This is a genomic window from Paenibacillus polygoni (assembly GCF_030263935.1).
Lineage (GTDB): Bacteria > Bacillota > Bacilli > Paenibacillales > Paenibacillaceae > Paenibacillus > Paenibacillus polygoni.
This window is the reverse complement of record NZ_CP127162.1, coordinates 1,919,363-1,942,901: the sequence shown is the minus strand read 5'-3', so window position 1 is coordinate 1,942,901 and position 23,539 is coordinate 1,919,363. Positions and strand designations below refer to the sequence as shown.

Here is a 23,539-nt window from a genome sequence, read left to right as displayed (position 1 = left end):
CTCATTTCTATTCTTTACGTATAAATAGATAATCTTGGTCTTAGGTCAGTAAATCGGTAGAGCTGCGCAGGACGCTGCGAATACTGATTCGAGCTAAGCGGATTCCCCTCTTCATCTCTCACTTCTTCAATGATTCCCTTACGGCTTCTTGTTGAAGTAATTTTGCGAATGAAATTTGGCTCCTCAAAATCAGGAACGACACTCTGAATAACCTGATATAACTCACTTAACGTAAAATGTCCCGGCAAAAACTGCCTTGCAATCGTTGTTTGCAGCATCTGCTCTTGTATTCTTCTATAGGCATCTTCTATGATCGTTCGATGATCGAAGCCAAGTTCCAACTTTTGCAGTGCTTCTTCAATGGTAAATAGGCCTACATCTTCTGCATCATCTGTTGCTTGCCTATGTTCAAGCATCCATTCTTCCACGAGAGCAAAAAATGCATGGGAGATAATCCAACCGCGCGGGTCTCTTCCTGGTTGACTATATACCCCAAGATATTCCAAATGTCCGCCATCTACACCGGTCTCTTCCATAAGTTCACGTTTTGCTGCATCGTAAATCGATTCATTCTCTTGACAGAATCCGCCTGGCAATGCCCATTTTCCCGCAAACGGCCAAGATTTACGTTTAATCAGCATCACCTTGAGTTCTCTGATCGGAAGAGTCTTCGTGACCGTCTTACGCTCACGCTTCGTTAATGTAAACATAACAATGTCAGCAGGTACACCATCTGGTGTCCGATACTTCTTTTTTGGAAGCTTACGATCCGGATCATTGTCTTCTGCAAATTCGTTGATCTCTTCGTTCATCTATTATCACCGCTATGATTTCATTTTGATATTTTCATTATGACATCATTATCCTGTTTGTCAACCATATCCATATGAAGGTAAGCTAATCTGCTTGCTCCATTATTTTTTAGGTATAACTAAACGGAAAGAAGCTGTAGCCATACAGCCCAACACTCCATCTGCGTTTTTTACTTCTGCTCTGGTTGTTAAACTTCTTCCCCCTTCGTGAATCACTTCAGCGGTTACCAAAAGTTCCCCTTCATGCATTGGTGCTAAATAATGAACGTTTAAATTCGTAGTTACGCAGTTATCTGCTTGTTTTTTAGCTACCGCGATCATGCCCATGGTTTGATCCATTAGCGAAGATAAGACCCCTCCATGAATGATTCCCATAGAATTCGTATGCTTTTTCTCCGCAATCATAGAAACCGTAACTTTGTCTTCTGAAGCTTGGATCAACTTGCAGCCTAATAATCCCCAAAAGCGGTCATCCGCATCTTGAACCATCTGTTCGATTATCTTCATTGTGTAACTCCCCTCATGCTGTTCGTGCTTTAGAATACCCTGTATTCTAAGCCTGCTCTTGTCATTAACTATACAGAAAAAGAGCACGGAATCTTTTCCGCACCCTCTACTGTATTAATCACATCGTGATGGAGGTGCATCCGTTCCTGTCTCCACGTTTACTTTCTCGGAGACCGTATCGTGGATGACTGACATCACTAGCTGTAATAAATAGTTTATATCACTCTGGCTTTGTTGAAATTCAGTGACCAGCGGAATGCCATCAATCTCATCCTGCAGTTGCTCGATCTCAGCTTCAATCTTAGCAACCATTTCTTTATTCTGAAATGACTCAAAAGCTACAATTTCTTTCTGTTTCTTTTTCATCTTTTGGATGAGCCCTTGTATTCGCTCATGTTCTTGAATTTTCATCTCAGCTTGTTTGAAATGTTGAACTTCTTCGCTTGTACCAATTAAATCAGCGAGCTCTTTGGCCTTATTCATAATATCATCGCGTATAATGAGATCCCGCGTTCGAAATGAAGGCATACCATATTGATTGACTTTCTGTTGATCGCTTTCCATAATGATCGCTCCATTCTGTTAGGTTGACTCATAATGCAATGTATCTCTTGTTGTATGTTAGTTATTCGCCGCTTGTGGTAAAGGGAGCCATTCACCCTTGATGTACCACGATTTAGCATCTGTAATTTTCACTTGTACAAAAGTACCGATTAATTCTTTTGGTCCTTCGAAATGAACAAGTTTGTTTCCGCGAGTTCGACCAGACAGTACTTCGTCATTGTTCTTGCTTTCTCCTTCTACAAGAACTTCGACAACTTGTCCTTTCATTCGCTCGTGTGCTTCATAGCTGTATTCTTGAACCGCTTTGTTCAAGCGTTGTAGACGTTCTTTTTTCACTTCCATCGGAACATTGTCTTCCATTACAGCAGCCGGTGTTCCTTCACGAGGTGAATAAATATAGGTATATGCAAAGTCAAATCCCACTTCCCGAACGAGTGACAGCGTATCTTCAAACTGTTCATCTGTCTCTCCCGGGAAACCAACAATGATGTCCGTTGTCAGGACAGCACCAGGGATGGTTTGTTTAATTTTGTGTGCAAGTTCGAGATAGCGTTCCCGAGAATACTTACGGCTCATTTTTTTCAGCACTTCTGTACTTCCCGATTGTACCGGAAGGTGAATATGCTCTACCAGGTTTCCACCTTTGGCAAGGACTTCAATCAGATGATCGTCAAAATCACGCGGATGTGAAGTAGTGAAACGCACTCTTGGAATATCAATTTTGCGAATCTCGTCCATGAGATCACCGAAACCATACTTTATATCCGTAAAGTCTTTACCATACGCATTCACGTTTTGCCCTAGCAGCGTAATCTCTTTGAAACCTTGGCGTGCTAAGTCGCGGACTTCCGCAATCACATCTTCAGGCCGGCGGCTGCGCTCTTTACCGCGAGTGAATGGAACAATACAGTAAGTACAGAACTTATCGCATCCATACATGATGTTGACCCATGCGCGCAAACCTTGGCGCTTCTTAGGCATATTTTCAATAATATCGCCTTCTTTGGACCACACCTCAACGACCATTTCCTTGCTAAAGTATGCTTCTTTGATTAGATACGGCAGTCTATGAATATTATGTGTTCCAAAAATCATATCGACAAAGCCATGCTTCTGCAGAATACGGTTTACTACATTTTCTTCTTGTGACATACATCCACATACACCAAGTAACAAATCCGGTTTCTCGGTCTTCAAATGTTTCAGATGACCTAGTTCTCCGAATACCTTGTCCTCGGCATTTTCACGAATGGCACAAGTGTTTAGAAGAATAATATCCGCTTCCTTACGATCTTCGGTCGGCTGATATCCCATCTCTTCCAGCATTCCTTTGATCGTCTCTGAATCATGTTCATTCATCTGGCATCCATAAGTATACACCAAATAATGTTTACCTTTACCGATCGCTTTTAGGTCCTCAGGAATTGCATTGTCATACAATACCTCAATATTCTCTTTCCCCCGTTGTTTCTCGCGTTTGTGATTAGGCTCCGACATAATATTGATTTCACGTCCACGAATTCGGATCTTCTTGCCGAACTCATCCTCAGAGAGAACTTTTGCATCCGAAAAATCAAAATACTTGGAGTAATCCTTTGCATCTTTCGTCATGGTAGATCGGTCACTCCTTACGCTAAATCTATTTCGTATTTCCTATCCATTATCGATCATCAACATCCAGCACAAAAAGGCATTACACCAAATTATATCATGATTCACAATCCATATCTACCGTACTTCCCCATCATAAAAATACAAAAAAAAGGGTTGTCCCCTTTGGATTAAAAATCCACTTGGAACAACCCTTTCTGATTTTATACTTATAAGGACGGATAATTAACCGATAATTTCAGCAACGTCGCCAGTTTTAGCGCCAGCTGCATTTGCTTCGTCTGTATCGATATGCATATCAAGAGCGAAGGAATCAGATACGCGTGCAATGACATTTTCCAAAACAAGACCACGTTCTCCACCAAGGCGAACTTTTAGCAAATCTTTGTCTTTAATGTTCCATTTTTCTGCATCAGAAGTATGGAAATGAATATGTCTTGCAGCGACAATCACGCCTTCTTCCAAAGTTACTTCGCCTGCAGGTCCTTTAAGAGTAACACCAGGTGTACCTTCAATAGATCCTGATTCACGAACTGGCGCTTTTACTCCAATTGCAAAAGAATCGGTACGAGAAATTTCCAATTGGCTTGCCGGACGTGCCGGTCCCAAAATTCTTACTTTATCGAATTGGCCTTTTGGTCCAATAACAGCAACGGTTTCGTTCGCTGCAAATTGTCCAGGTTGGGACAATGGTTTAAATTCAGTCAATTGATATCCAGCTCCGAACAAAGCTTCCACATGTTCTTGGGTTAGATGGATGTGACGTGCAGACACACCTACTGGTACTGTTTTAGTCATTTCAAATAACACTCCTTAATTCTCTATCTATATATTTGGTCCGTCCTATATTATACCCACATTAAGACCGAATTGAAAAGCCATCCTTCACTTTCCGTTCTTTTTAGTCTATAAATTAAGGTTTCTCCATTAAATTTTCACATAGAAATGAAAGCACATTATCATACATAAACTGTCTGACTATCGTTTCGGAATAGTGTTTCTGCAAAAGCTCTACAAGATCAGGATACTTACCAGGATGTTCAAGGCCTTCGATCCACTGATGGATACCATCAAAGTCCGATCCAAACATAATATGATCTGCCCCTCCCAAAGAACATACGTGATCGATATGTTGTAAGAGATCTGCTTTTGTTACTTTCTCCTCCTGTTTCACAAACCAAGGAACAAAAGTCATCCCGATTCGTCCATTCAGTGCAATGATTGCACGAATCTGATCATCTGTAAGGTTACGAGGATTCGGGCATATCGTTCTTGCATTCGAATGGGAAGCGATCACGGGCCGTTCCGTCAGATCGGCAAGCTCCCAAAACCCTGCCTCTGATAAATGAGATACATCTACGATCAGTCCTATTTCATTACATTTTTTAATGAACAAATTTCCTTTATACGTGAATCCTCCGTTTCTTTCTTCCAAAATTCCATCTGCAGCCCAGTTCGCATAATTCCATGTGACACCAATAAACCGCACACCCTTATCATAAATGAGATCAAGATAAGATAGATTGCCTTCAAGACCATCCACCCCTTCTAGTGATAACAAACTCCATATCTGATTCTTATTTTGCCATTCACCTTGGTTTATCAGATTTCGGAGTTCCTGTGCATCCTGCTTCCATCGTAAAGGCCGTAAACTCAGCTCCCTGCTTTCTTGTCCCGTTAGTCTCTCATATATCTCTATCTGCTTATAGACATGTTCAAATCGCGGCGTACCCAGTCGCTCGGATAGATAGATAGCAAATGTTTGAAGCGCCACCTTTCCCTCCAGCAACCTGCTCATCGTCACATCTAGTTCAGAATCGTTCAGAAAATCAAGACTTGGTTCAAACTGCATTTTATACAGTACATCGCAGTGCATATCCACAGCAGGAATATGTAACTTCATAGGAGGAACCCCCTTTATCTTCTTAGCATTACTGCTATATGAAACGTATCATGACTTTATTCGTACGCAAAAAAGCCCATTTGCACTACCAAGTGCAAACAGGCTAAGACTACTGCTTATTTATCTGGGTTCTACAATCAGTTTAATTGCTGTCCGATCTTCCCCGTCGATTACGATATCCGTAAAGGCAGGGATACAAATGAGGTCAACTCCGCTCGGTGCCACAAATCCCCGGGCAATGGCTACTGCTTTTACTGCTTGATTAAGAGCTCCTGCACCAATCGCTTGCAGTTCAGCATTTCCGCGTTCTCTAAGAACACCTGCTAATGCACCTGCGACTGAATTGGGATTGGACTTGGCTGAAACTTTTAATACTTCCATGGTAAGTACCTCCCCTGGGAATAGGATGATGGATTGTTTCCACGACATGGTCCAACATGTGATAAATGCAGTAACTTAACTGAATCTCTCGGTCTCTTTAGCTCATGCAATAGTCCGCCCGGTTGTTTTAGCTTGATCTTCTGAATGAACAGACTCTAATAAATGTTATTCGCGAGGATGGAAAAGATTCCTTCTTTTTATCAAGTATAGAGGCTTGACTCAAAAGAGATCTGTAAATCCTTTATTCCATTCGCCATTCATCTTCAACTAACCGAATTTTTTCAATCTTTGTTGCTTTACCCGTGTTTTCATCGATATCAATGAGTACCGCGTGGAAATGCCATTTCCCTTCGTCCACATTAAAACGTACTGGCAAACTGGTTAGAAATTTATGAAGTACAGCTTCCCGTTCCATACCCAAAATTCCATCTTTTGGTCCTACCATCCCAACATCGGTGATTGCAGCAGTACCTTCCTCTAAGATTCGTTCATCGTTAGTTTGCACATGCGTATGTGTACCTACAACGACTGAAGCTCTGCCATCCAAATAATACGCCATCGCTATTTTCTCAGAGGTTGCCTCCGCATGAAAATCAACCAAAATACATTTATGTTTCTTCTTCAGTTCATCCACTAGCTCATCAGCTTTACGGAAAGGATCATCTAGCGCCGGTAAAAAGGTACGGCCTTGTAAATTAACAATAGCCAGTTCTTTACCATTTGCTTTGATTACAGCATGGCCTTTACCTGGTGTGGAGTCTTCTGGAAAATTAGCTGGACGAATCAATCGAGGTTCATCGTCGATAAATTCAAAGATATCACGATTATCCCAAGTATGATTACCCATCGTAATTCCATGGACACCCCAGTCAAAGAATTGTCTGGCAATGGACTGCGTTATGCCTCTGCCCGATGCTGAGTTCTCACCATTCGCAATGATGATATGAGGATTATATTTTGTTTTGAGTAATGGAAGGTTTTCCTTCAATGCTTTCCGACCTACGCTACCAACGATGTCTCCAATAAATAAAACTTTAATGTGTATTGCCTCCTTTTAACCTATATACGAAAAAATTAATCATCTATGAATGAGAAAAGTGGCCGAAGCTCGGCCACTTTTCTTCGTTTCATTCTTATTTAGCGTATTCCACCGCACGTGTTTCTCTGAGGACCGTTACTTTAATATGTCCTGGATAATCTAATTCGTTCTCAATCATTTTCGAAATATCGCGTGCTAAGCGGAATGCTTCAGCATCATCGATCTTATCGGGTTGTACCATAACACGAATTTCACGACCTGCTTGAATCGCGTACGATTTTTCAACTCCATCGAATGATTCGGAGATTGCTTCTAGTTTTTCCAAGCGTTTAATGTAAGTCTCTAGTGTCTCACGACGTGCACCCGGTCTTGCAGCAGATAATGCATCAGCTGCTCCAACCAACATTGCAATAACAGAAGTAGCTTCTTCATCACCATGATGGGAAGCAATACTATTAATAACAACAGGATGCTCTTTATATTTTTTCGCTAATTCCACGCCGATTTCCACGTGTGAACCTTCCACTTCGTGATCGAGTGCTTTACCAATGTCATGCAGCAGGCCAGCTCTTTTAGCAAGTACGATATCTTCGCCAAGCTCTCCAGCCATAAGCCCTGTCAGATAAGCAACTTCCATCGAATGCTTCAACACGTTTTGTCCATAGCTTGTACGGAATTTAAGTCGTCCGAGAATTTTGATTAGATCTGGATGTAGACCATGAACTCCTACTTCAAAAGTAGCTTGTTCACCGTATTCGCGAATACGCTCATCCACTTCTTTACGCGATTTTTCAACCATCTCTTCAATTCGTGCAGGATGGATACGTCCATCTGCCACCAATTTTTCCAAGGCGGTTCTTGCAATCTCGCGACGAATTGGGTCAAAACCAGAGAGAATAACTGCTTCCGGAGTATCATCAATAATGAGATCAATCCCTGTAAGGGTTTCAAGTGCACGAATATTACGGCCTTCACGACCGATAATACGTCCTTTCATCTCTTCGTTAGGCAGTGTCACGACCGATACCGTAGTTTCGGCAACATGATCAGCTGCACAACGCTGGATCGCCAGTGTAATAATCTCGCGGGATTTCTTATCCGCCTCTTCTTTCGCTTGTTGCTCAATATCTTTAATCATTTGAGCCGTTTCATGACGAACTTCTTGCTCTACATTGGACAGAATGATGCTCCGAGCATCTTCCATTGTCAGATTGGAGATTCTTTCAAGCTCCGTTACCTGACTCTTGTAGATTGTTTCAATTTGTTGCTGCGTCTCATCAATTCGCTTCTCTTTGTTGGCCACTTGTTCTTCTTTGCGTTCCAAGGAATCCATTTTTTTATCCAGCGATTCTTCCTTTTGCAACAATCGTCTTTCTTGTCGTTGAATTTCATTTCGACGTTCACGAATGTCTTTTTCAGCTTCGGTACGAACACGATGGACTTCATCTTTCGCTTCAAGTACCGTTTCTTTCTTCAATGCTTCTGCGTCTTTTCTCGCATTTTCTACGATTTGGACTGCAGCTTCTTCAGCACTGGAAATTTTAGCTTCAGCTAAAGATTTGCGAATAAAATATCCGGCAAGGAACCCAATAATCCCAAAAACTAAAGCGGCAACAACGAGAATTAACCAGGCGATAGCACTCATTCTGTTCACCTCCTCGTTGATTCCTCCAAGGGATTTCTCCTTGGGATATTCATGTTTTTGTTTGCATTTCAAGACTACACTTTTCACAAAAAAATCCATACAGTGAAATTCACTGTTTCTTTTTTTGTACACGCCAGGGCATGTACACTCTACCGCCGCAGGACATGGCGGACTTACACTACTGCCTTTATACAAGACTCTGCATCAAATGTACTTTTTTGGAAGGAAAAAATACTTTTTTTGTTGCATAGGCTCATGTACATTTTAGTATTCGTATTAAGATATTGTCAAGAGAATGAACATTTTCGGGATCGAGGACACCCTGTTTTACCTAAAATCCTCTTCAAACTCCTGTTCCTCCTCAGAACTTTCGAGTTCAAGCTGTGCCATTACCTTTCTTGTCACTTCTCCTGAGTATCCTCTTCTCATCAGAAAAGGGTACGTTTTTCGTTTCTTTTCCGTAAGATCACCTTTGATCTGATTCCATTTTTTGCGTCCTACCAAAAGAGCGCTGTTCCACTCTTCTTCCACACTGATTTCGCCAAGTGCCTCTGTAATATCTTCTTTCGTAATGCCTTTCTGACGCAGCTCCTGACCTACCCACAGTTTTCCCTTGCGATGATTTGAAATACGCTGTCTAGTCCACTCTTTAGCATATAACGTATCGTCTATGAGTCCCTCTTGCTCCAGTCTTGTTACTATTTCTTCTATGATAGGCAGTGTGAACTCTTTTTCTTTTAATTTCTTTGCTATTTCATGACGAGTTCTTGCTTTACGTCCGAGAAAACGCAGTCCCTGAACATAAGCACGCTGTTTTTCATCTGCAACTACGATCTCTTCGAGCTCATTTTTATGAAACGTGTTCCCTTTAATCATTCGATATTTAATCATTACATCTTCAAGGACGGATAACTCATATTCTCCAAAATAGATGGTATACCTTGAATCGCGCCCTTTCTTTTTTTCTACCCGTGTAATTTCAAGCATTTGATCAGGGAAATGGCTAATCCCTATTTGTTCTTCTTCATTACGATCGAACTCCTCGTAATCTCTCACTTTACCACGCCTTCCCTGATGCCTTGTTTTATTGTCTACTGTGTCTAGACTTATTACATATAAAAAAACCGCAGCCAAAATAAGCCGCGGTTTCTTACTTTTACACTATAAAGCGTTCCTGACAGTTCATACTGTTGTATTACCGTTATATTAGAGTATTAATAACATCTATTCTGCCAGGAAAGACATGTCCTTTACAGGTACCTTGTTCTCAATTTGGCAAATCTTTTTATTCGACCTCAAACAATTCCTGTTCCTCTTGCGCTTCTTTCGCTTTATCTGCTTCAGAAGGAGCTTCAACCACAGTCGTCAAATTGCTTGCTTCACGAATCTTTTGTTCAATCGTTTGAGCGATCGCTGGATTCTCTTTCAAGAATTGTTTTGCATTCTCACGACCTTGACCTAAACGCTCACCGCTGTAAGAGTACCAAGCACCACTCTTATCAACAATCCCATGTTCCGTACCGATATCAATAAGACTTCCTTCCTTGGAAATCCCTTCACCATACATAATGTCGACTTCCGCTTGTTTGAACGGAGGAGCAACTTTATTCTTGACAACTTTAACTCTTGTACGGTTTCCGACAACGTCGTTACCCATTTTAATGCTTTCAATCCGGCGAACATCAAGACGAACGGTAGAATAGAACTTCAGTGCGCGTCCACCTGGCGTTGTCTCTGGATTACCGAACATAACCCCTACTTTTTCACGGAGCTGATTAATAAAGATTGCAATCGTCTTGGACTTACTGATTGCACCAGACAGCTTACGAAGCGCTTGAGACATCAGACGAGCTTGAAGACCTACGTGAGAATCTCCCATGTCTCCTTCAATCTCTGCCTTAGGCACAAGTGCAGCAACAGAGTCAATAACCACAATATCAACAGCACCACTTCTTACAAGAGCTTCAGCAATTTCAAGACCTTGTTCCCCTGTATCTGGTTGAGAAAGAAGTAGTTCATCGATATTTACACCCAGTTTGCTTGCATATTGCGGGTCAAGCGCATGTTCTGCATCAATAAATGCAGCTTGTCCGCCTGCCTTTTGAACTTCAGCAATAGCATGGAGTGCAACAGTTGTTTTACCTGATGATTCTGGTCCATATATTTCAATAATCCGACCTCTTGGAAATCCGCCGGTTCCTAGTGCAATATCTAAAGCAATCGATCCACTGGGTACAATTTCTACTTGCATGTGAGTTGATTCACCCAGTTTCATAATTGAACCTTTACCGAATTGTTTCTCTATTTGACGTAGCGCCATATCTAACGCTGCACGACGATCTGACAATAAACTCACATCCTTCTATGTTTATAACTCTATGATACTCTCTTTGGTCTCGTTTGCCAAGCATTTTTTGAGAACATACATTCGTTTTTTTTGGAGAGACCAGGGGCCCGCTGATCCTCAGAGCATAAAAAAGGAAGAACCTGTGCAAATTCTGATTTGCGCCCGGTTCTTCCGATTACTTGTAGTATACTGGTTCAAATCAAAAGCGTCAAACATTTATAAATGGAATCATTTTTATAACTCACTAAATAATGAACTAGTAACTATATACAGATCAATCTAATTTGATCTATATACAATTTTGACTAGAGCAACTAAATGTATTATGAAATTGATTCACTTATAGTACTGATCGTACTTGTTCTTTAGCTGCTTTGTAACCGTTGATCTAGTTTAGTTTTTCGTTCTCAACCAGTCGGCGCCACAAACGATATAAAATGGTTTTAGCAGAACGAATTCGAATCGTCTCCCGATTACCGCTCAGTTTTAATTCATGAACTTCTGTCTCTTTGTCTCGTTCAGCTATACCAATGTAGACAAGACCTACTTCTTTTCGCTCTGAATATCCCGGACCTGCCACACCCGTAATGGATAGTCCGAAGTCTGAATCGGCAACCATCCGAGCCTGTTCTGCGAGTACTTTCGCTACTTCAGGACTCACAGCCCCAGGTGCATCCTCACCTTCGAGATAATGATGCGGCACATTCAGAAGCTTCTCTTTCATTTCATTAGAGTAAACTACAAATCCGCCGCGAAGCATGGTCCCGCTCCCTGGAATAGAAGTTAGAAGGGCCATCAGGAGTCCCCCTGTGCAGCTTTCAGCTGCGGCAAGCGTCTGTTCGCGATCTGCCATCATTTCAACGATCACATGTTCAATCGGAATATCATGGCTTGCATACATATGCTCCGGTAAACGCTGCTGAATAAGAAGCTCAAGCTCGTTTAACTTCACCATGGCTTCTCTTTCACTTGGAGCCTTTGTTGAGATTCGTACGGTAACCTCTCCTTCGCTTGCATAAGGTGCAATTGTAGGATCCGTTTGACTTGTAATCAAATCTTTCAGCTTGTCCTCCAGCATGGATTCACCAATGCCGGCGAACTTAAGCATTTTTGAATATATCGGCATTTCGCCAGCTAAAACATGCTGATACAGCCAAGGCAATACCTGATTTGTAAACATGGGCTTAAGCTCTTTTGGTGGACCAGGAAGAATAATATAATGGGTTCCTTCATGACTAATCGCATTTCCAAGTGCTAGTCCCGTTTCGTTAAGCAGCGGACTTGCTCCTTCTATAATAGTAGCTTGACGTTTATTATTTTCGGTCATCATCGTACCGCGTCTAGTGAACATTTTCTCAATCTGATCCAAGGAACGCTGATCCATCAGAAGATTCAGTCCCAGAAGATCGGCTAAAACATCCTTCGTAATATCATCTTGAGTCGGACCGATTCCGCCTGAAAAAACAACAATATCTGCACGGCTTCGCGCCGTTTCTATCGCTTCTCTCATCCGGCTCGCATTATCGCCGACAACCGTCTGAAAATATACATCCACACCAATGGCAGCAAGCTCCTTTGATAGGAACTGAGCATTCGTATTCACGATTTGACCAAGTAAAAGTTCTGTACCTACTGCGATGATCTCTGCTTTCATGTTAACTCCTCCAGTCTCCCTGCTTATGTTTCTAGTCCCCAAAAGAGCAATAGGATTCACCTATTGCTCTTTCAAGTTGAATTATAAAATTATATTAAACAATTACGCTTAGGTTTAAGCTTAATTTTGACGAAGAAGATGCTTGTTCTTAACAAAATAGTCGATTCCAGAGTACAGAGTGACGATCGTTGCCAGCCAGATGAAAATAACATCCACCGGGATGGATATAAAAGCAAACGGGAAATTATTCAATAACAAAAGAGAAATTGCAATAATTTGAGTTACTGTCTTCACTTTGCCCCAAGAGCTGGCAGCTACAACGGAACCATCCAGCAGCGCTACCTGACGTAATCCTGTTACCGCAAATTCACGACTGATGATAACTACAGCCATCCATGAAGGTACACTGCCCATTTCAACTAAAGAAACAAGCACTGCTGTAATTAAAAGTTTATCTGCAAGCGGATCAAGCAGTTTACCAAGATTGGTAACCAGATTGTGTTTTCGCGCGATGTAGCCGTCAATCCCATCAGTACTCGCTGCTACGATAAAAATAATCACAGCAATGAGCTGGTTATAAGGAAGAGAATAATCACCAAACTGGATTGGAGATGGATAAAAATCAAAATCAACTAGCAAAAAGATCATCATGAGTGGAATCATGAAAATTCTTGCTAGTGTGATTCGGTTGGGTAAATTCAAGAAAGACGCCCTCCCCTTTAGATCGTACTTGGGATCTGCAGTAATAGCAAATCCCGCCTATGTCTTTTTGTCATTCATGAGATATGTAATGAGTCCTTCAACATCTCTATTAATGAGTCCCTACTCCTTACATCTATCAAGCATGAAAACATCTAGAGATTTACTCATGAATTCATATTTGTTTTATTTCATGTTAGTAAACTGAAGATCAAGAGGCAAATCACTTGAGCGCAACAACTGAATAATCGCTTGAAGATCGTCCCGGCTTTTTCCAGTAACCCTGATTTGATCGCCTTGAATTTGACTTTTGACTTTCCGCTTCGAGTCACGAATCAAAGTATTAATTTTTTTAGCGTTATCTTGATCAATTCCTTGTTTAAAACCAAGACGCTGACGCACGGTACCCATTGAAGCAGGCTCAACTTTACCATAATCCAGATTTTTTAGCGGAAGACCTCTTTTGACCATCTTTGACTGTAAAACGTCAATGACTGCATTTAGTTTATATTCATCGTCTGAAACGATAATAAGCGCATCTTTCTCTATTTTAAGACTGCTCTTACTACCTTTAAAATCGTAACGGCTCCCAATTTCTTTCTCTGCTTGGGTTACGGCGTTCGTTAGTTCCGCCAAATCTAATTTGGATACAATATCAAATGAACTTTCACTCATATGATCCACTTCCTTTCATTAGTCATGATGCCCTATGTAACATTATATTAGAATAGGGTTCATAAATCGAATCTCTTTCAAAGTCTTGTCAGATAACCTTACTCGAAAAAACATGTACAGCGACACTTCGCTGTACATGTTAGAGTAGGCAATTACTCGCCAGAATCTGAAGATTCATCTTCGCCTGCCGTATTGCTCTGATCAGAATTTGAACCTTCCACTCGCTCTAGACGAATTCGATTCGTCGTTTTACCATCGGTAACTACTTCACCATTAACGGTAATTTCCGTAGCGGGAGCATAGCCGGATTTAATGTACATTCCTTCTGGACCAAGATCAAAGCTGTAAGTTTGGCCTTCTGCTGTGTTATCTCTGAATAATTTCTCACCACTTGAGTTCTCACCTGCATATACTTCCATCCAGCTAAGACCTGAAGCTTTAATTACAACCTTCACCGGTTCATCAGCACTACCGCCAGCAACATCAAAGATGGTAATATTCCCTGCTTTGCCGCTCTGCGTAATCGTCACTGGCTGTTCAGCAGGCTCCTCAGCAGGTTCTTCTTCAGCTGGAATATCTTCTGTATCACTTGGATCTTGCTGATCCCCACCGCCTACATCGGTACCTGGCTCCTCTGTATCCTCGCCGGGAACCTCTTCGTCTACAGGTGGTGTTGGCGTCTCATTTACAGGTGGGTTCACCTGTTGCTCCGTATCAGGATTATTTGGAGTCTCAGCTTGATTCTTATCCGCATTACTTACATAAACGTAAATGAGAACTAGAATGAGAGCCAAAAAAGTCCAAGGTAATACAGTAGTCAACCATTTATTATTACGCTCTGATGCCGGACGGCTGGAACGCTTCGTAATAACCGGTTCCATTGTAGCTTCTTGTTCAGAATCTGGAACATCCTTCTTATGTCCTTCGAGTAGCTCATCGGGGTTCAAACCTACCGTTTCTGCATAGGTTTTAATAAATGCTCGCACATAAAAGCTGCCAGGGAGAACTTTATAATCTCCAGATTCAATTGCTTCAAGATACCTTTTTCTAATCTTTGTCATTTCTTGAACATCATCAAGGCTTAGTCCTTTTTGCAGCCGGGCCTCCTTCAACTGCTGACCCAGTTCAGACATGCGAATTCCTCCTCTTTTTTTGTCTTATCCAAGATGTATTTCATTTATAAAAAACACATTTCTTTAAATTATCGCTGTACCTTTACAGATCATCGGTATAATTTGCAGTAAACGTATCATATATAATCTCTTCGTCTGGAGTGCTTCGAAGTTCAATGATAATATCGAAATCATTATAGTCATACTCAGATTCTTGCACGAAAATATCAGGATGCTCAATTACTTTCGTACTCGGCATGCTCATGATCTCTTGCAGCAAATTATAATGTTTCTCGTTAGAACGAATTGTACTCACAATCCCGTCGACAATAAAGACATTATTTGGGTTCATTTCGTCCTCAGACATTTGACTGCGTATCGTTTGGCGCAATAAGGTAGAAGATACAAACGTCCATCGTTTCATTGCACATACACTGCCGGCAATAATGGATTCCGTCTTTCCTACACGCGGCATTCCCCGCAGACCAATAACCTGATTTCCTTCCTTCTTAAATACTTCACCCAAAAAATCAACAAGTAACCCAAGTTCATCCCTAGTAAAACGAAATGTTTTACGATCATCTGAATCTCGATCAATGTACCTGCCATGTCTGACCGCAAGTATATCCACAAGTCTTGGCGCACGAAGAGCTGTCACCGTAATGTTATTCACTTTTTTCAGCATTTGACCTAATAGTTGGATCTTCTCATCATCATCTGACTCGATCAGCATCCCTCTTGTTTTTCCTTCAACACCATTAATAGTCAAAATGTTTACTTCAAGCATTCCAAGCATGGAAGCAATATCACCAAGGAGTCCAGGTCTGTTCTTATGTATTTTGTACTCCATATACCATTGTTTGTACTCCATATTAACACCTCTGAAGCTTATTCCTCAATATTCGACATAATCAGTCATTCCCCGAGCAGAAAATGTTTGGATCTGAATCCATCAAACATGGGTCTTACTAATGATATATAAAATAAAAATGAATTACAAGAACCAAGGATGTAACAATTACAGAAAAGCTCCCTTTCGGGAGCTCTTCCATGCGTCACTATGCGTTTTTCTTAGCCAATTTGACCATGAGCTTAGCAATGGTACGACGCTCTTCCTCATTACCCACGTCCCATAGTTCTTTTAATGCACGGTTGGATGGGTTTGCCGGATCGACTTTTTCATCAAGGAAATCACCGATTTCGTAAGCAAGTTTATTAATGACGTCTTCGCTGATACCGAGTTTTTCGGCCTGCGCTACACGATCACCCAGAAATTTTTTCCATGCATCAAAATTACTGACTACTGTTGACATCATTAAATCCTCCTTCGCATTACTCATGAGATTTAAAGTGAGCAGTAGTTAATATGGGCAAGGTACGTAATCCTTATACAAGGATTAATTTACTCCTGTACTAAGTCAGCCAGCCTCCATTCGGCGATATAATCTGTCCATTAATATAACCAGACTCAGGGAGCGCTAAAAAATAGACGAGTGAAGAAATCTCATCGGGTTTAGCCAGCCTTCCCGCTGGAATTTCTTGTCTTAATGTTTGTATTTCCTCCTCGTCGAAGGAACTCATCATATCTGTATCCACGGCACCTGGTGCCACTGCATTCACCGTCACACCAGAGGGGGCTAGTTCTTTGGCCAGCGCTTTCGTGAAGGCATTGATTCCTCCCTTAGTCGCTGAATAAAGAACCTCACAAGAAGCCCCTGAAATTCCCCAGATTGATGAGACGTTAATGATTCGGCCATACCGCTGAGAGACCATGCCCGGCATAAACATTTGTGTGCACAGGAAAGTGCCTTTCAGATTAACCGCCATAACATGGTCCCATTCTTCTTCCGAGACATCAGACAAAAGACCATAATGAGAAATACCGGCATTATTTACCAGAACATCAGGAATCATGTCATAATCTTTTAATTTTTGAGCCATACGCTCGATTTGTTCTTTACTGGTCAAATCCGCACTGACGGTCATAATTCTGCCGCCAAAATCCATGCACTGCCTTGCGACTTCGTTGGCTGCTTCATGTGAATTCATATAATGAATAACTACATTCATTCCAACAGACGCAAAACGCTTAGCTATGGCTGCTCCAATCCCTCTGCTTGCTCCTGTAACCAGAACCGTTGTATCGAGTATAGGCTTCATAAAGGATCCGGCTTCTCTCTCCATGTTAAGGACTCACCACCAAAGATACTGCGAGCTGATCCCAATTAATATGTTCTCTAAGACGACGATTTACATCTTCGAGAGTAATGGATTCATAAATTGGCAGTACACGGAATAAATCACCGCCGCGGAATTGATAACGAGTAAATTCATGTGCAATACTCTCAGGGGAATTCAGCATACGCAAGTATCCACCCATCTTTTTCTTGCGAGTCCGCTCAAAGTGATTTTGGTCAAAACCTTTTTGCTGCATCGCTTCCACTTCGGTACGCACACGCTCTAACAAAAGATCAGGATCTTTTGTATCTCCACCCACAGCGGAAAAGCTATACTGAGCTGAACTGTTATACTCATGCCCAAAACCATCTGAGATTAAATCTTCATCATAAAGTTTCTGGTACAGTTCCGTACTTGAACCAAACAATAAGTCAAGCATTAACCGAGTGGTTAAATCCTCTCGCACCAATTCCTCACCGCTCAGGCCTTTACTTAGTTCCTTAAATCCAAATAAACATTTAGGTAAAGATACCGCAAGTTTTACTTCCCGGCGTTTCTGGCCTACTTCAAGCGGTTCCTCTTCAAATAAACGATCTATTTTGCCTTGCTTCTCGTAATTCTTTTGGGCCTGATTGTTACGAATGAGATCCATGACTTCCTCAGGGTTCACTCCACCCACGACAAAGAGAAGCATATTGCTCGGATGATAAAATGCATTATAGCAATCATAAAGCGTTTCTTTTGTAATTGTACTGATGGATTCAATCGTACCTGCGATGTCAATTCTCACCGGATGTTTCTGGAACATGGCTTCGATTAATCCAAAATAAACGCGCCAATCCGGATTATCCTGATACATGTTAATTTCTTGGCCGATAATCCCTTTTTCTTTTTCTACATTTTGATCTGTAAAATAAGGATTTTGCACGAAATTCACAAGTGTCTCGATGTTTTCGTTAATATTTTCGGTAGCTGAAAATAAATAGACGGTCTGATCGAAACTTGTAAATGCATTAGCAGAAGCACCTTGAGATGCAAACTTAGCAAATATATCGCCTTCAGGCTCTTCAAACATCTTGTGTTCCAAAAAGTGAGCGATCCCGTCGGGTACTTGCTGTTCCTCTTTTCCCTCTACACGAAAATGGTTGTCTACAGAACCAAACTTCGTAGCAAAGGTAGCATAGGTTTTTTCAAATCCGGGTTTAGGCAGTACATATACAGAAAGACCGTTGTCCATTACTTCATAGTACAAAGTTTCTTGTAGATGTTCATATCGTATGCTCTCCACCGGTCATTCCCCCTTCTGATCTCTCAAGAAATAAATGGTATCCAGTTGGAACGTTTCCGCCGCCTTCTGAACATCTTCTATCGTTAAAGACTCGATTTGCGTAAGCAATTCCATCGTTGTTCGTTCTTTACCTGACAATTGACGATTGAAATCATAAGAAATCATCTCAAATGCAGAATCTCCGATTTCCCTCAGCAAATTACGAATCATCGCCTTCGTTTGGTTCATCTCCAGGTCAGAGATTTTACCTTCTTTTAGATCGGATAATTGATTTTTTATAATCTCTACTGCCTGCTCATAATTAGGGATCTCAATTCCTGATTGAATCGTTGCAATCCCTTTATGACCGTCATATCTCGAAGAAGCATAGTAAGCAAGACTATGTTTCTCCCTCACGTTAACAAACAGTTTAGAGTGAGGATAACCACCCAAAATACCATTGTACATTAAGGCAGATGCATACTGGTCGTCTCCATATGTAATGGATGTTCGAAGACCCATATTCAGTTTCCCCTGATTTACATTCAGCTTCTCAACAACGGTTTGTACTTCGCGGTGCGGACGGCTGCTCACTTCCGTCTTGTACTCAAATGAAGTATTGCGATTCAGATGAAAATACTTCTCTACGAGCTTTTCAACTTCTTCAAGTGTGGTGTCTCCTACTACGTATAGATCCATTCCCGCGTTCTGGAGCCATTGTTCATAGGACTTATAAAGCCCTTCTGGTTCAATTCCCGGAAGATCTTTACGTTCTCCTAGAGGATGAAGGCGGTAGGGTTCTCCTTTACACATTTCTTCAATACAACGCTCTCCTGCATAACGAATTTTATCGTTTACAATGGACTCTAGTCTTTTACGAACGGTATCTCGCTCTTGTTGTACATAGGAGGAACGGAAATGACCATTTTCCTTCGCAGGGCTGGTAACCACTTCACCAAGAAAAGCAAAGGACCTATCAAGCAGTTTATCACTGCTTTGAACAAAGGAGTCATTAATGGTATCCATACGAAACTGGATAATTTGGTGATCTCCTCTTTTGTATACGTCAAAACCAAATCCTGCTCCGTAAAGCTCTTCTAACTGCTCACGAAACTGGATTGTCTCTGGATATGATGATGTTCCTCTACGCAGAACGAATGGAATCAGTGCTGTACTCGTAACCGTATCCTCTTTAAGCGGCGCGCCCACATACAGAGATATGGCAAACGTCTTAAAGCGTTTGGTAGGCAGCACATGAATGCGAATATGCTGATTGCTGCCGCGTTCGAATCCTGTATTAGTCAAGTTTCAAAACCCCTTTACGACGTCATAATTTTTTCATTAATTTTCCTAGTATGATTTCATTCTAACTCATTCAAAAGCACAGAAGCAACCGGAGGAATTCCGCCGATTGCTGTCCGTACTCCTTTATAAAGAGATAAGCTGTCGTTACTAATGTATATAACCTCACCCATCCCATTTTATAACTTACATACAGAATATATGCTGACCAATCGTTTTCACTTGAGGCCGTGACCATATCCATTTAGATGTAGCTGTTTTCGGGTTGAAGTAGTACAAACATCCACCTGATGGATCCCATCCATCTAAGGCTTGCATTACCGCTTTTCGAGCTTGCTCGTTCGGTTCAAGATAAATTTGTCCATCCGCTACAGCCGTAAATGCACCTGGCTGAAAGATGACACCAGAAGGTGTATTCGGGAACTGCGGAGATTCAACACGGTTTAATATGACAGCTGCTACAGCCACTTGACCTTCAAAAGGTTCCCCGCGCGCTTCTCCATAAACGGCGTTAGCCATTATTTTAATTTCATTTTCCGTAAGTCCCAGTGAATTGGTACTCCCCATACTATTATTACCGCTGCTGCCGTTGTTACCACTGTTGCCTCCCGTGTTCGTACCCGACGAAGAGTTGCCTCCAGCTGCTTGCCCTGGTCCTGGCTCGGTTGGACGCCAGTCTTTAGTGGCGTTATACAGTTTAAGTTTTGTCTTTGGACCTACTACCCCATCCACTTGAATACCAAATTCCGATTGAAACCATTTGACGGAACCTAAAGTCTTGGGTCCAAAATGGCTGTCAATTTTACCGTAGTAGTAACCAAGATACTTAAGCCGGCCTTGAAGTTCATATACATCCTGTCCATAGGCACCTGATGTAACAATGTTTTGACTAAACGTAGGGACTGCTTCGGCATTTTGCTCGATTCTCGGTTCTGCCTTATCTTCATTTGTCATCAGGATCAGACGATAGGAAGAAGCCGATAGTAAAATCACGCCGGCGAGGATCCAAAGATTGATTTTTCGCATGAGTAGAATCTACCTTTCTTTTATGTTCTCTTGTTGGCTACATTTATTATGTTTAGCAGTTATTGTTCCTATGCACGTTTTGTCAGAGTAGAAAACATGTTAAAGAGTGGAAATTGTAAATATGAATATAAAAAAGGAGACCCTTTCGCATGAGAAAGGGTCTCCTTAGACGTATTATGAACTGATTTTGTTTGCTTGAAATTGTTCCATAGAGATAAGAACTTCTCTCGGTTTACTGCCCTCGTAAGGACCAATAACCCCTCTAGCCTCCATAGAATCGATAAGTCTTGCTGCGCGAGTGTAACCTACCCTCATTCGCCGCTGAAGGAGAGATACAGATGCCTGCTTCGCTTCTATAATGATCTGTACAGCCTGATCATAAAGCTCATCTTGGATCTCTTCCGTTTGTTGCTGGGTATCATCAATCTCAGGTACGAGAGATTCATCATATTCTGCCTCTGCCTGATCACGAACATAGCTCACAATATTCTCTACTTCCTGATCGCTCAAAAACGCACCTTGTACACGCACCGGCTTAGAAGAACCAACAGGCATAAAGAGCATGTCCCCACGGCCGAGAAGCTTCTCCGCTCCCCCCATATCAAGTATCGTACGAGAGTCGACTTGTGAAGAAACACCAAAAGCAATCCGTGATGGAATATTTGCTTTAATTACACCGGTAATAACATCAACCGACGGTCTTTGGGTTGCAATGATTAGATGAATGCCGGCAGCACGAGCCATCTGAGCAAGTCTTGCTATGGCATCTTCCACATCATTCGCTGCAACCATCATAAGGTCAGCAAGCTCATCGACAATAACAACGATATAAGGAAGGACGGCAGCTGGATTATCTTTCATCAGATTATTATACCCTTCTACGTTCCGAGTACCTGACTTAGAGAACAGCTCATACCGCTTTTCCATCTCGACAACAATTTTCTTAAGCGCAAGCGAAGCCCGTTTCGGGTCAGTCACCACAGGGGCAAGCAGATGCGGAATCCCATTGTACATATTAAGTTCTACCATCTTGGGATCCACCATCAGAAACTTCACTTCATCAGGTTTCGCTTTATACAGAATGCTTGTGATGATTCCGTTGATACACACAGATTTTCCTGAACCTGTAGCACCGGCAACAAGTAGATGGGGCATTTTTGCTAAATTTCCGACAATTGTTTGCCCTGAAATATCACGGCCAAATGCGATTGAAAGCTTGGAATCCGCTTCTTGGAAGACGGTTGTTTCCATCACCTCACGCATAGTAACAACAGAAACCTCTCCATTCGGCACTTCAATACCAATGGCAGATTTACCTGGGATTGGAGCTTCCATACGAATATCCTTCGCTGCAAGCGCAAGCGCAATATCATCCGTTAAACCGACGACTCGGCTGACCTTAACCCCGATATCGGGCTGAATTTCATACCTTGTTACCGCCGGGCCACGAACAACTTCAAGTACTTTAGCGCGGACACCAAAGCTCTCCAGTGTAGCTTCTAGTTTGCGAGCCGTTTGCTTGTAATCATTCTGATCTCCACCCTTACCGCTGTTACTTGGTCTTGACAATAATTTAAACGGTGGAAGCTTATAAGGTTTAGGCGGTGGAGCCGGCTGCTGAATGGCACCTTCTTCTGATTCTTCTGCTGTTCGGGAATCTACCTTAGAGAGGCCTCCTGATTGGGCTGCTTCTAAATCAGGCTCTTCCACTGCGTTTGAAGATACAGCAAGATTCTCTTCAGGAGGATAAGCATCATCCAGATCATCTTCCTCCGCCGCATTTTCATTACGTACATTTTCGAAAAAGTCCCGTATAATCGGCGCTGAAGTTGCAGCACCTCCCGATTTTACTTCTGGATCTTTCGGTAGAGAGTTACCGTTCTCCGAGTATACTTCTGCCCACGGCAGATTCGTATTCGAAGAGGCCGCTCCATAAACCACCTCTTGTCCATCTTCTTGATACGGATCTAGATCAGAATCACCATCTGAATGCTGCTTTGACTTCGCATTGCCAAACAATTGGAAGAATAAAGGTGCTTTGCGACTAGGAAGATCCTCAGTGTACTGATCCTCTTCTTCCTCATCATCATGGTATGGAATAACCTTCGGTTTAGGTTTCGCCTTGTTTTTTGTACTTGTTTTGCGAGAATTCCCCGATTTAGCTGAAGCTTTCCATTTCGTAGCAAGAGCGCGTCCTGAACGTAGGACACGAGTTTTGAATATTCGTATTAAGTCTACATAAGATAGACCGGTAATTAACATAAAACTGATAAAGAACATAACAATCATCATTAAGTTTGCACCCATATTGCCAAATAACCATAACAATACAGCGTATTCTACTGCTCCGATGTATCCACCGCTGATATCTCTACCAAGCATGGAAGCATTACTCGTTTCATCAGCTCTTAGCAGTTCAGTTTGCAAATCGATATGTATCTGATTCATCACTTCGGATGCATTTAACAGATTCATCGGACCAAGCTTCTGTTCCATAGCAGAGATCGTGCTCATTAAGGTCAAAGCAAGGACAAGTAACACCAAGCCACTCTTTCTTAGATTCCAGCTTGCAGGCCACTTTCGATGAATCATTACCATGAGACCATAAAAAATCCCGATAAGCGGAATTACAAAATAAAACTTACCCAGTAAAAGTCCAAACATTTTGGATAAAGAGCGTCCAACCGTGGCCTCACCAGAGAGGGCAATAACAGACAAGGTAATCAAAATGATTCCATATATCTCGTATTTAAGAACCCCGCCAAGGGTTGATTTTCTTTTCTTTTTCTTCTTTCTGGCCAAAAAAGGTCACCTCCA

The 23,539-nt window shown here is 41.8% G+C and carries 22 protein-coding genes; all 22 read right to left on the bottom strand.

Going from position 1 to position 23,539, the window contains the following annotated elements; genetic code table 11:
• Positions 1 to 14: 14 nt before the first annotated feature.
• Positions 15 to 812: an NUDIX hydrolase gene (locus QPK24_RS09345; RefSeq protein WP_285748121.1), complete on the bottom strand. Its 798-nt coding sequence runs from the start codon at positions 810 to 812 to the stop codon at positions 15 to 17.
• A gap of 102 nt (positions 813 to 914) precedes the next feature.
• A complete protein-coding gene (locus tag QPK24_RS09340) occupies positions 915 to 1,319 on the bottom strand; it encodes a PaaI family thioesterase (protein WP_285748119.1) in 405 nt (134 codons plus the stop codon).
• A 114-nt stretch (positions 1,320 to 1,433) separates the two neighbouring features.
• On the bottom strand, positions 1,434 to 1,883 hold the full coding sequence (locus QPK24_RS09335) for a YlbF/YmcA family competence regulator (RefSeq protein WP_285748117.1): 450 nt from the start codon (positions 1,881 to 1,883) through the stop codon (positions 1,434 to 1,436).
• Between the two features lie 57 nt (positions 1,884 to 1,940).
• Positions 1,941 to 3,494 carry a tRNA (N6-isopentenyl adenosine(37)-C2)-methylthiotransferase MiaB gene (gene miaB / locus QPK24_RS09330; protein ID WP_285748115.1) on the bottom strand — a complete coding sequence of 518 codons (1,554 nt, stop codon included), beginning with the start codon at positions 3,492 to 3,494 and terminating at the stop codon, positions 1,941 to 1,943.
• Between the two features lie 225 nt (positions 3,495 to 3,719).
• Positions 3,720 to 4,292, bottom strand: coding sequence for a phosphate propanoyltransferase (gene pduL / locus QPK24_RS09325; protein WP_285748113.1), 573 nt, complete (start codon positions 4,290 to 4,292; stop codon positions 3,720 to 3,722).
• A 115-nt stretch (positions 4,293 to 4,407) separates the two neighbouring features.
• Entirely contained in the window at positions 4,408 to 5,397 is a 990-nt protein-coding gene (locus tag QPK24_RS09320) for a dipeptidase (RefSeq protein ID WP_285748110.1), read from the bottom strand.
• A gap of 120 nt (positions 5,398 to 5,517) precedes the next feature.
• Positions 5,518 to 5,778, bottom strand: a complete 261-nt coding sequence (locus tag QPK24_RS09315) for a stage V sporulation protein S (protein WP_213532618.1) — start codon at positions 5,776 to 5,778, stop codon at positions 5,518 to 5,520.
• Between the two features lie 241 nt (positions 5,779 to 6,019).
• Entirely contained in the window at positions 6,020 to 6,817 is a 798-nt protein-coding gene (locus tag QPK24_RS09310; RefSeq protein ID WP_285749216.1) for a TIGR00282 family metallophosphoesterase, read from the bottom strand.
• Between the two features lie 94 nt (positions 6,818 to 6,911).
• On the bottom strand, positions 6,912 to 8,462 hold the full coding sequence (rny, locus tag QPK24_RS09305) for a ribonuclease Y (RefSeq protein ID WP_213532617.1): 1,551 nt from the start codon (positions 8,460 to 8,462) through the stop codon (positions 6,912 to 6,914).
• A gap of 327 nt (positions 8,463 to 8,789) precedes the next feature.
• Complete coding sequence (locus QPK24_RS09300) at positions 8,790 to 9,518, bottom strand: regulatory protein RecX (RefSeq protein WP_285748108.1); 729 nt, start codon at positions 9,516 to 9,518, stop codon at positions 8,790 to 8,792.
• A gap of 229 nt (positions 9,519 to 9,747) precedes the next feature.
• A complete protein-coding gene (recA, locus tag QPK24_RS09295) occupies positions 9,748 to 10,809 on the bottom strand; it encodes a recombinase RecA (RefSeq protein WP_285748106.1) in 1,062 nt (353 codons plus the stop codon).
• A gap of 388 nt (positions 10,810 to 11,197) precedes the next feature.
• Positions 11,198 to 12,463: a competence/damage-inducible protein A gene (locus QPK24_RS09290; RefSeq protein WP_285748104.1), complete on the bottom strand. Its 1,266-nt coding sequence runs from the start codon at positions 12,461 to 12,463 to the stop codon at positions 11,198 to 11,200.
• A 120-nt stretch (positions 12,464 to 12,583) separates the two neighbouring features.
• Positions 12,584 to 13,165 carry a CDP-diacylglycerol--glycerol-3-phosphate 3-phosphatidyltransferase gene (gene pgsA / locus QPK24_RS09285; RefSeq protein WP_285748102.1) on the bottom strand — a complete coding sequence of 194 codons (582 nt, stop codon included), beginning with the start codon at positions 13,163 to 13,165 and terminating at the stop codon, positions 12,584 to 12,586.
• 183 nt (positions 13,166 to 13,348) lie between these two features.
• The gene (locus tag QPK24_RS09280) at positions 13,349 to 13,837 is read right to left on the bottom strand and encodes a YajQ family cyclic di-GMP-binding protein (protein ID WP_285748100.1); all 489 of its coding nucleotides are present in this window, start codon (positions 13,835 to 13,837) and stop codon (positions 13,349 to 13,351) included.
• Positions 13,838 to 13,989: 152 nt separating this feature from the next.
• On the bottom strand, positions 13,990 to 14,970 hold the full coding sequence (locus tag QPK24_RS09275) for a helix-turn-helix domain-containing protein (RefSeq protein WP_285748099.1): 981 nt from the start codon (positions 14,968 to 14,970) through the stop codon (positions 13,990 to 13,992).
• 82 nt (positions 14,971 to 15,052) lie between these two features.
• Positions 15,053 to 15,820 (bottom strand): DUF3388 domain-containing protein, encoded by a 768-nt coding sequence (locus QPK24_RS09270; protein WP_213532612.1) that lies wholly within the window; start codon positions 15,818 to 15,820, stop codon positions 15,053 to 15,055.
• Positions 15,821 to 16,007: 187 nt separating this feature from the next.
• Positions 16,008 to 16,262, bottom strand: coding sequence for a DUF3243 domain-containing protein (locus QPK24_RS09265; RefSeq protein WP_213532611.1), 255 nt, complete (start codon positions 16,260 to 16,262; stop codon positions 16,008 to 16,010).
• A gap of 100 nt (positions 16,263 to 16,362) precedes the next feature.
• Entirely contained in the window at positions 16,363 to 17,133 is a 771-nt protein-coding gene (gene ymfI, locus QPK24_RS09260; protein WP_285748097.1) for an elongation factor P 5-aminopentanone reductase, read from the bottom strand.
• Between the two features lies 1 nt (position 17,134).
• Positions 17,135 to 18,415: an EF-P 5-aminopentanol modification-associated protein YfmH gene (gene yfmH / locus QPK24_RS09255; protein ID WP_285748095.1), complete on the bottom strand. Its 1,281-nt coding sequence runs from the start codon at positions 18,413 to 18,415 to the stop codon at positions 17,135 to 17,137.
• 3 nt (positions 18,416 to 18,418) lie between these two features.
• Entirely contained in the window at positions 18,419 to 19,699 is a 1,281-nt protein-coding gene (yfmF, locus tag QPK24_RS09250) for an EF-P 5-aminopentanol modification-associated protein YfmF (protein WP_285748093.1), read from the bottom strand.
• Between the two features lie 183 nt (positions 19,700 to 19,882).
• A complete protein-coding gene (gene sleB / locus QPK24_RS09245) occupies positions 19,883 to 20,722 on the bottom strand; it encodes a spore cortex-lytic enzyme (RefSeq protein ID WP_285748091.1) in 840 nt (279 codons plus the stop codon).
• Positions 20,723 to 20,896: 174 nt separating this feature from the next.
• Positions 20,897 to 23,524 carry an FtsK/SpoIIIE family DNA translocase gene (locus QPK24_RS09240; RefSeq protein ID WP_285748089.1) on the bottom strand — a complete coding sequence of 876 codons (2,628 nt, stop codon included), beginning with the start codon at positions 23,522 to 23,524 and terminating at the stop codon, positions 20,897 to 20,899.
• Positions 23,525 to 23,539 lie beyond the last annotated feature (15 nt).

Bases quoted from the DNA above. Each gene is read 5' to 3' on its own strand.
- ymfI (WP_285748097.1), bottom strand. From the start codon at position 17,133: ATGGAGAGAGAAGCCGGATCCTTTATGAAGCCTATACTCGATACAACG.
- QPK24_RS09320 (WP_285748110.1), bottom strand. From the start codon at position 5,397: ATGAAGTTACATATTCCTGCTGTGGATATGCACTGCGATGTACTGTAT.
- QPK24_RS09290 (WP_285748104.1), bottom strand. From the start codon at position 12,463: ATGAAAGCAGAGATCATCGCAGTAGGTACAGAACTTTTACTTGGTCAA.
- QPK24_RS09270 (WP_213532612.1), bottom strand. From the start codon at position 15,820: ATGGAGTACAAACAATGGTATATGGAGTACAAAATACATAAGAACAGA.
- pduL (WP_285748113.1), bottom strand. From the start codon at position 4,292: ATGACTAAAACAGTACCAGTAGGTGTGTCTGCACGTCACATCCATCTA.
- QPK24_RS09345 (WP_285748121.1), bottom strand. From the start codon at position 812: ATGAACGAAGAGATCAACGAATTTGCAGAAGACAATGATCCGGATCGT.
- miaB (WP_285748115.1), bottom strand. From the start codon at position 3,494: ATGACGAAAGATGCAAAGGATTACTCCAAGTATTTTGATTTTTCGGAT.
- QPK24_RS09275 (WP_285748099.1), bottom strand. From the start codon at position 14,970: ATGTCTGAACTGGGTCAGCAGTTGAAGGAGGCCCGGCTGCAAAAAGGA.
- QPK24_RS09335 (WP_285748117.1), bottom strand. From the start codon at position 1,883: ATGGAAAGCGATCAACAGAAAGTCAATCAATATGGTATGCCTTCATTT.
- sleB (WP_285748091.1), bottom strand. From the start codon at position 20,722: ATGCGAAAAATCAATCTTTGGATCCTCGCCGGCGTGATTTTACTATCG.
- QPK24_RS09280 (WP_285748100.1), bottom strand. From the start codon at position 13,837: ATGAGTGAAAGTTCATTTGATATTGTATCCAAATTAGATTTGGCGGAA.
- rny (WP_213532617.1), bottom strand. From the start codon at position 8,462: ATGAGTGCTATCGCCTGGTTAATTCTCGTTGTTGCCGCTTTAGTTTTT.
- QPK24_RS09315 (WP_213532618.1), bottom strand. From the start codon at position 5,778: ATGGAAGTATTAAAAGTTTCAGCCAAGTCCAATCCCAATTCAGTCGCA.
- QPK24_RS09265 (WP_213532611.1), bottom strand. From the start codon at position 16,262: ATGTCAACAGTAGTCAGTAATTTTGATGCATGGAAAAAATTTCTGGGT.
- QPK24_RS09340 (WP_285748119.1), bottom strand. From the start codon at position 1,319: ATGAAGATAATCGAACAGATGGTTCAAGATGCGGATGACCGCTTTTGG.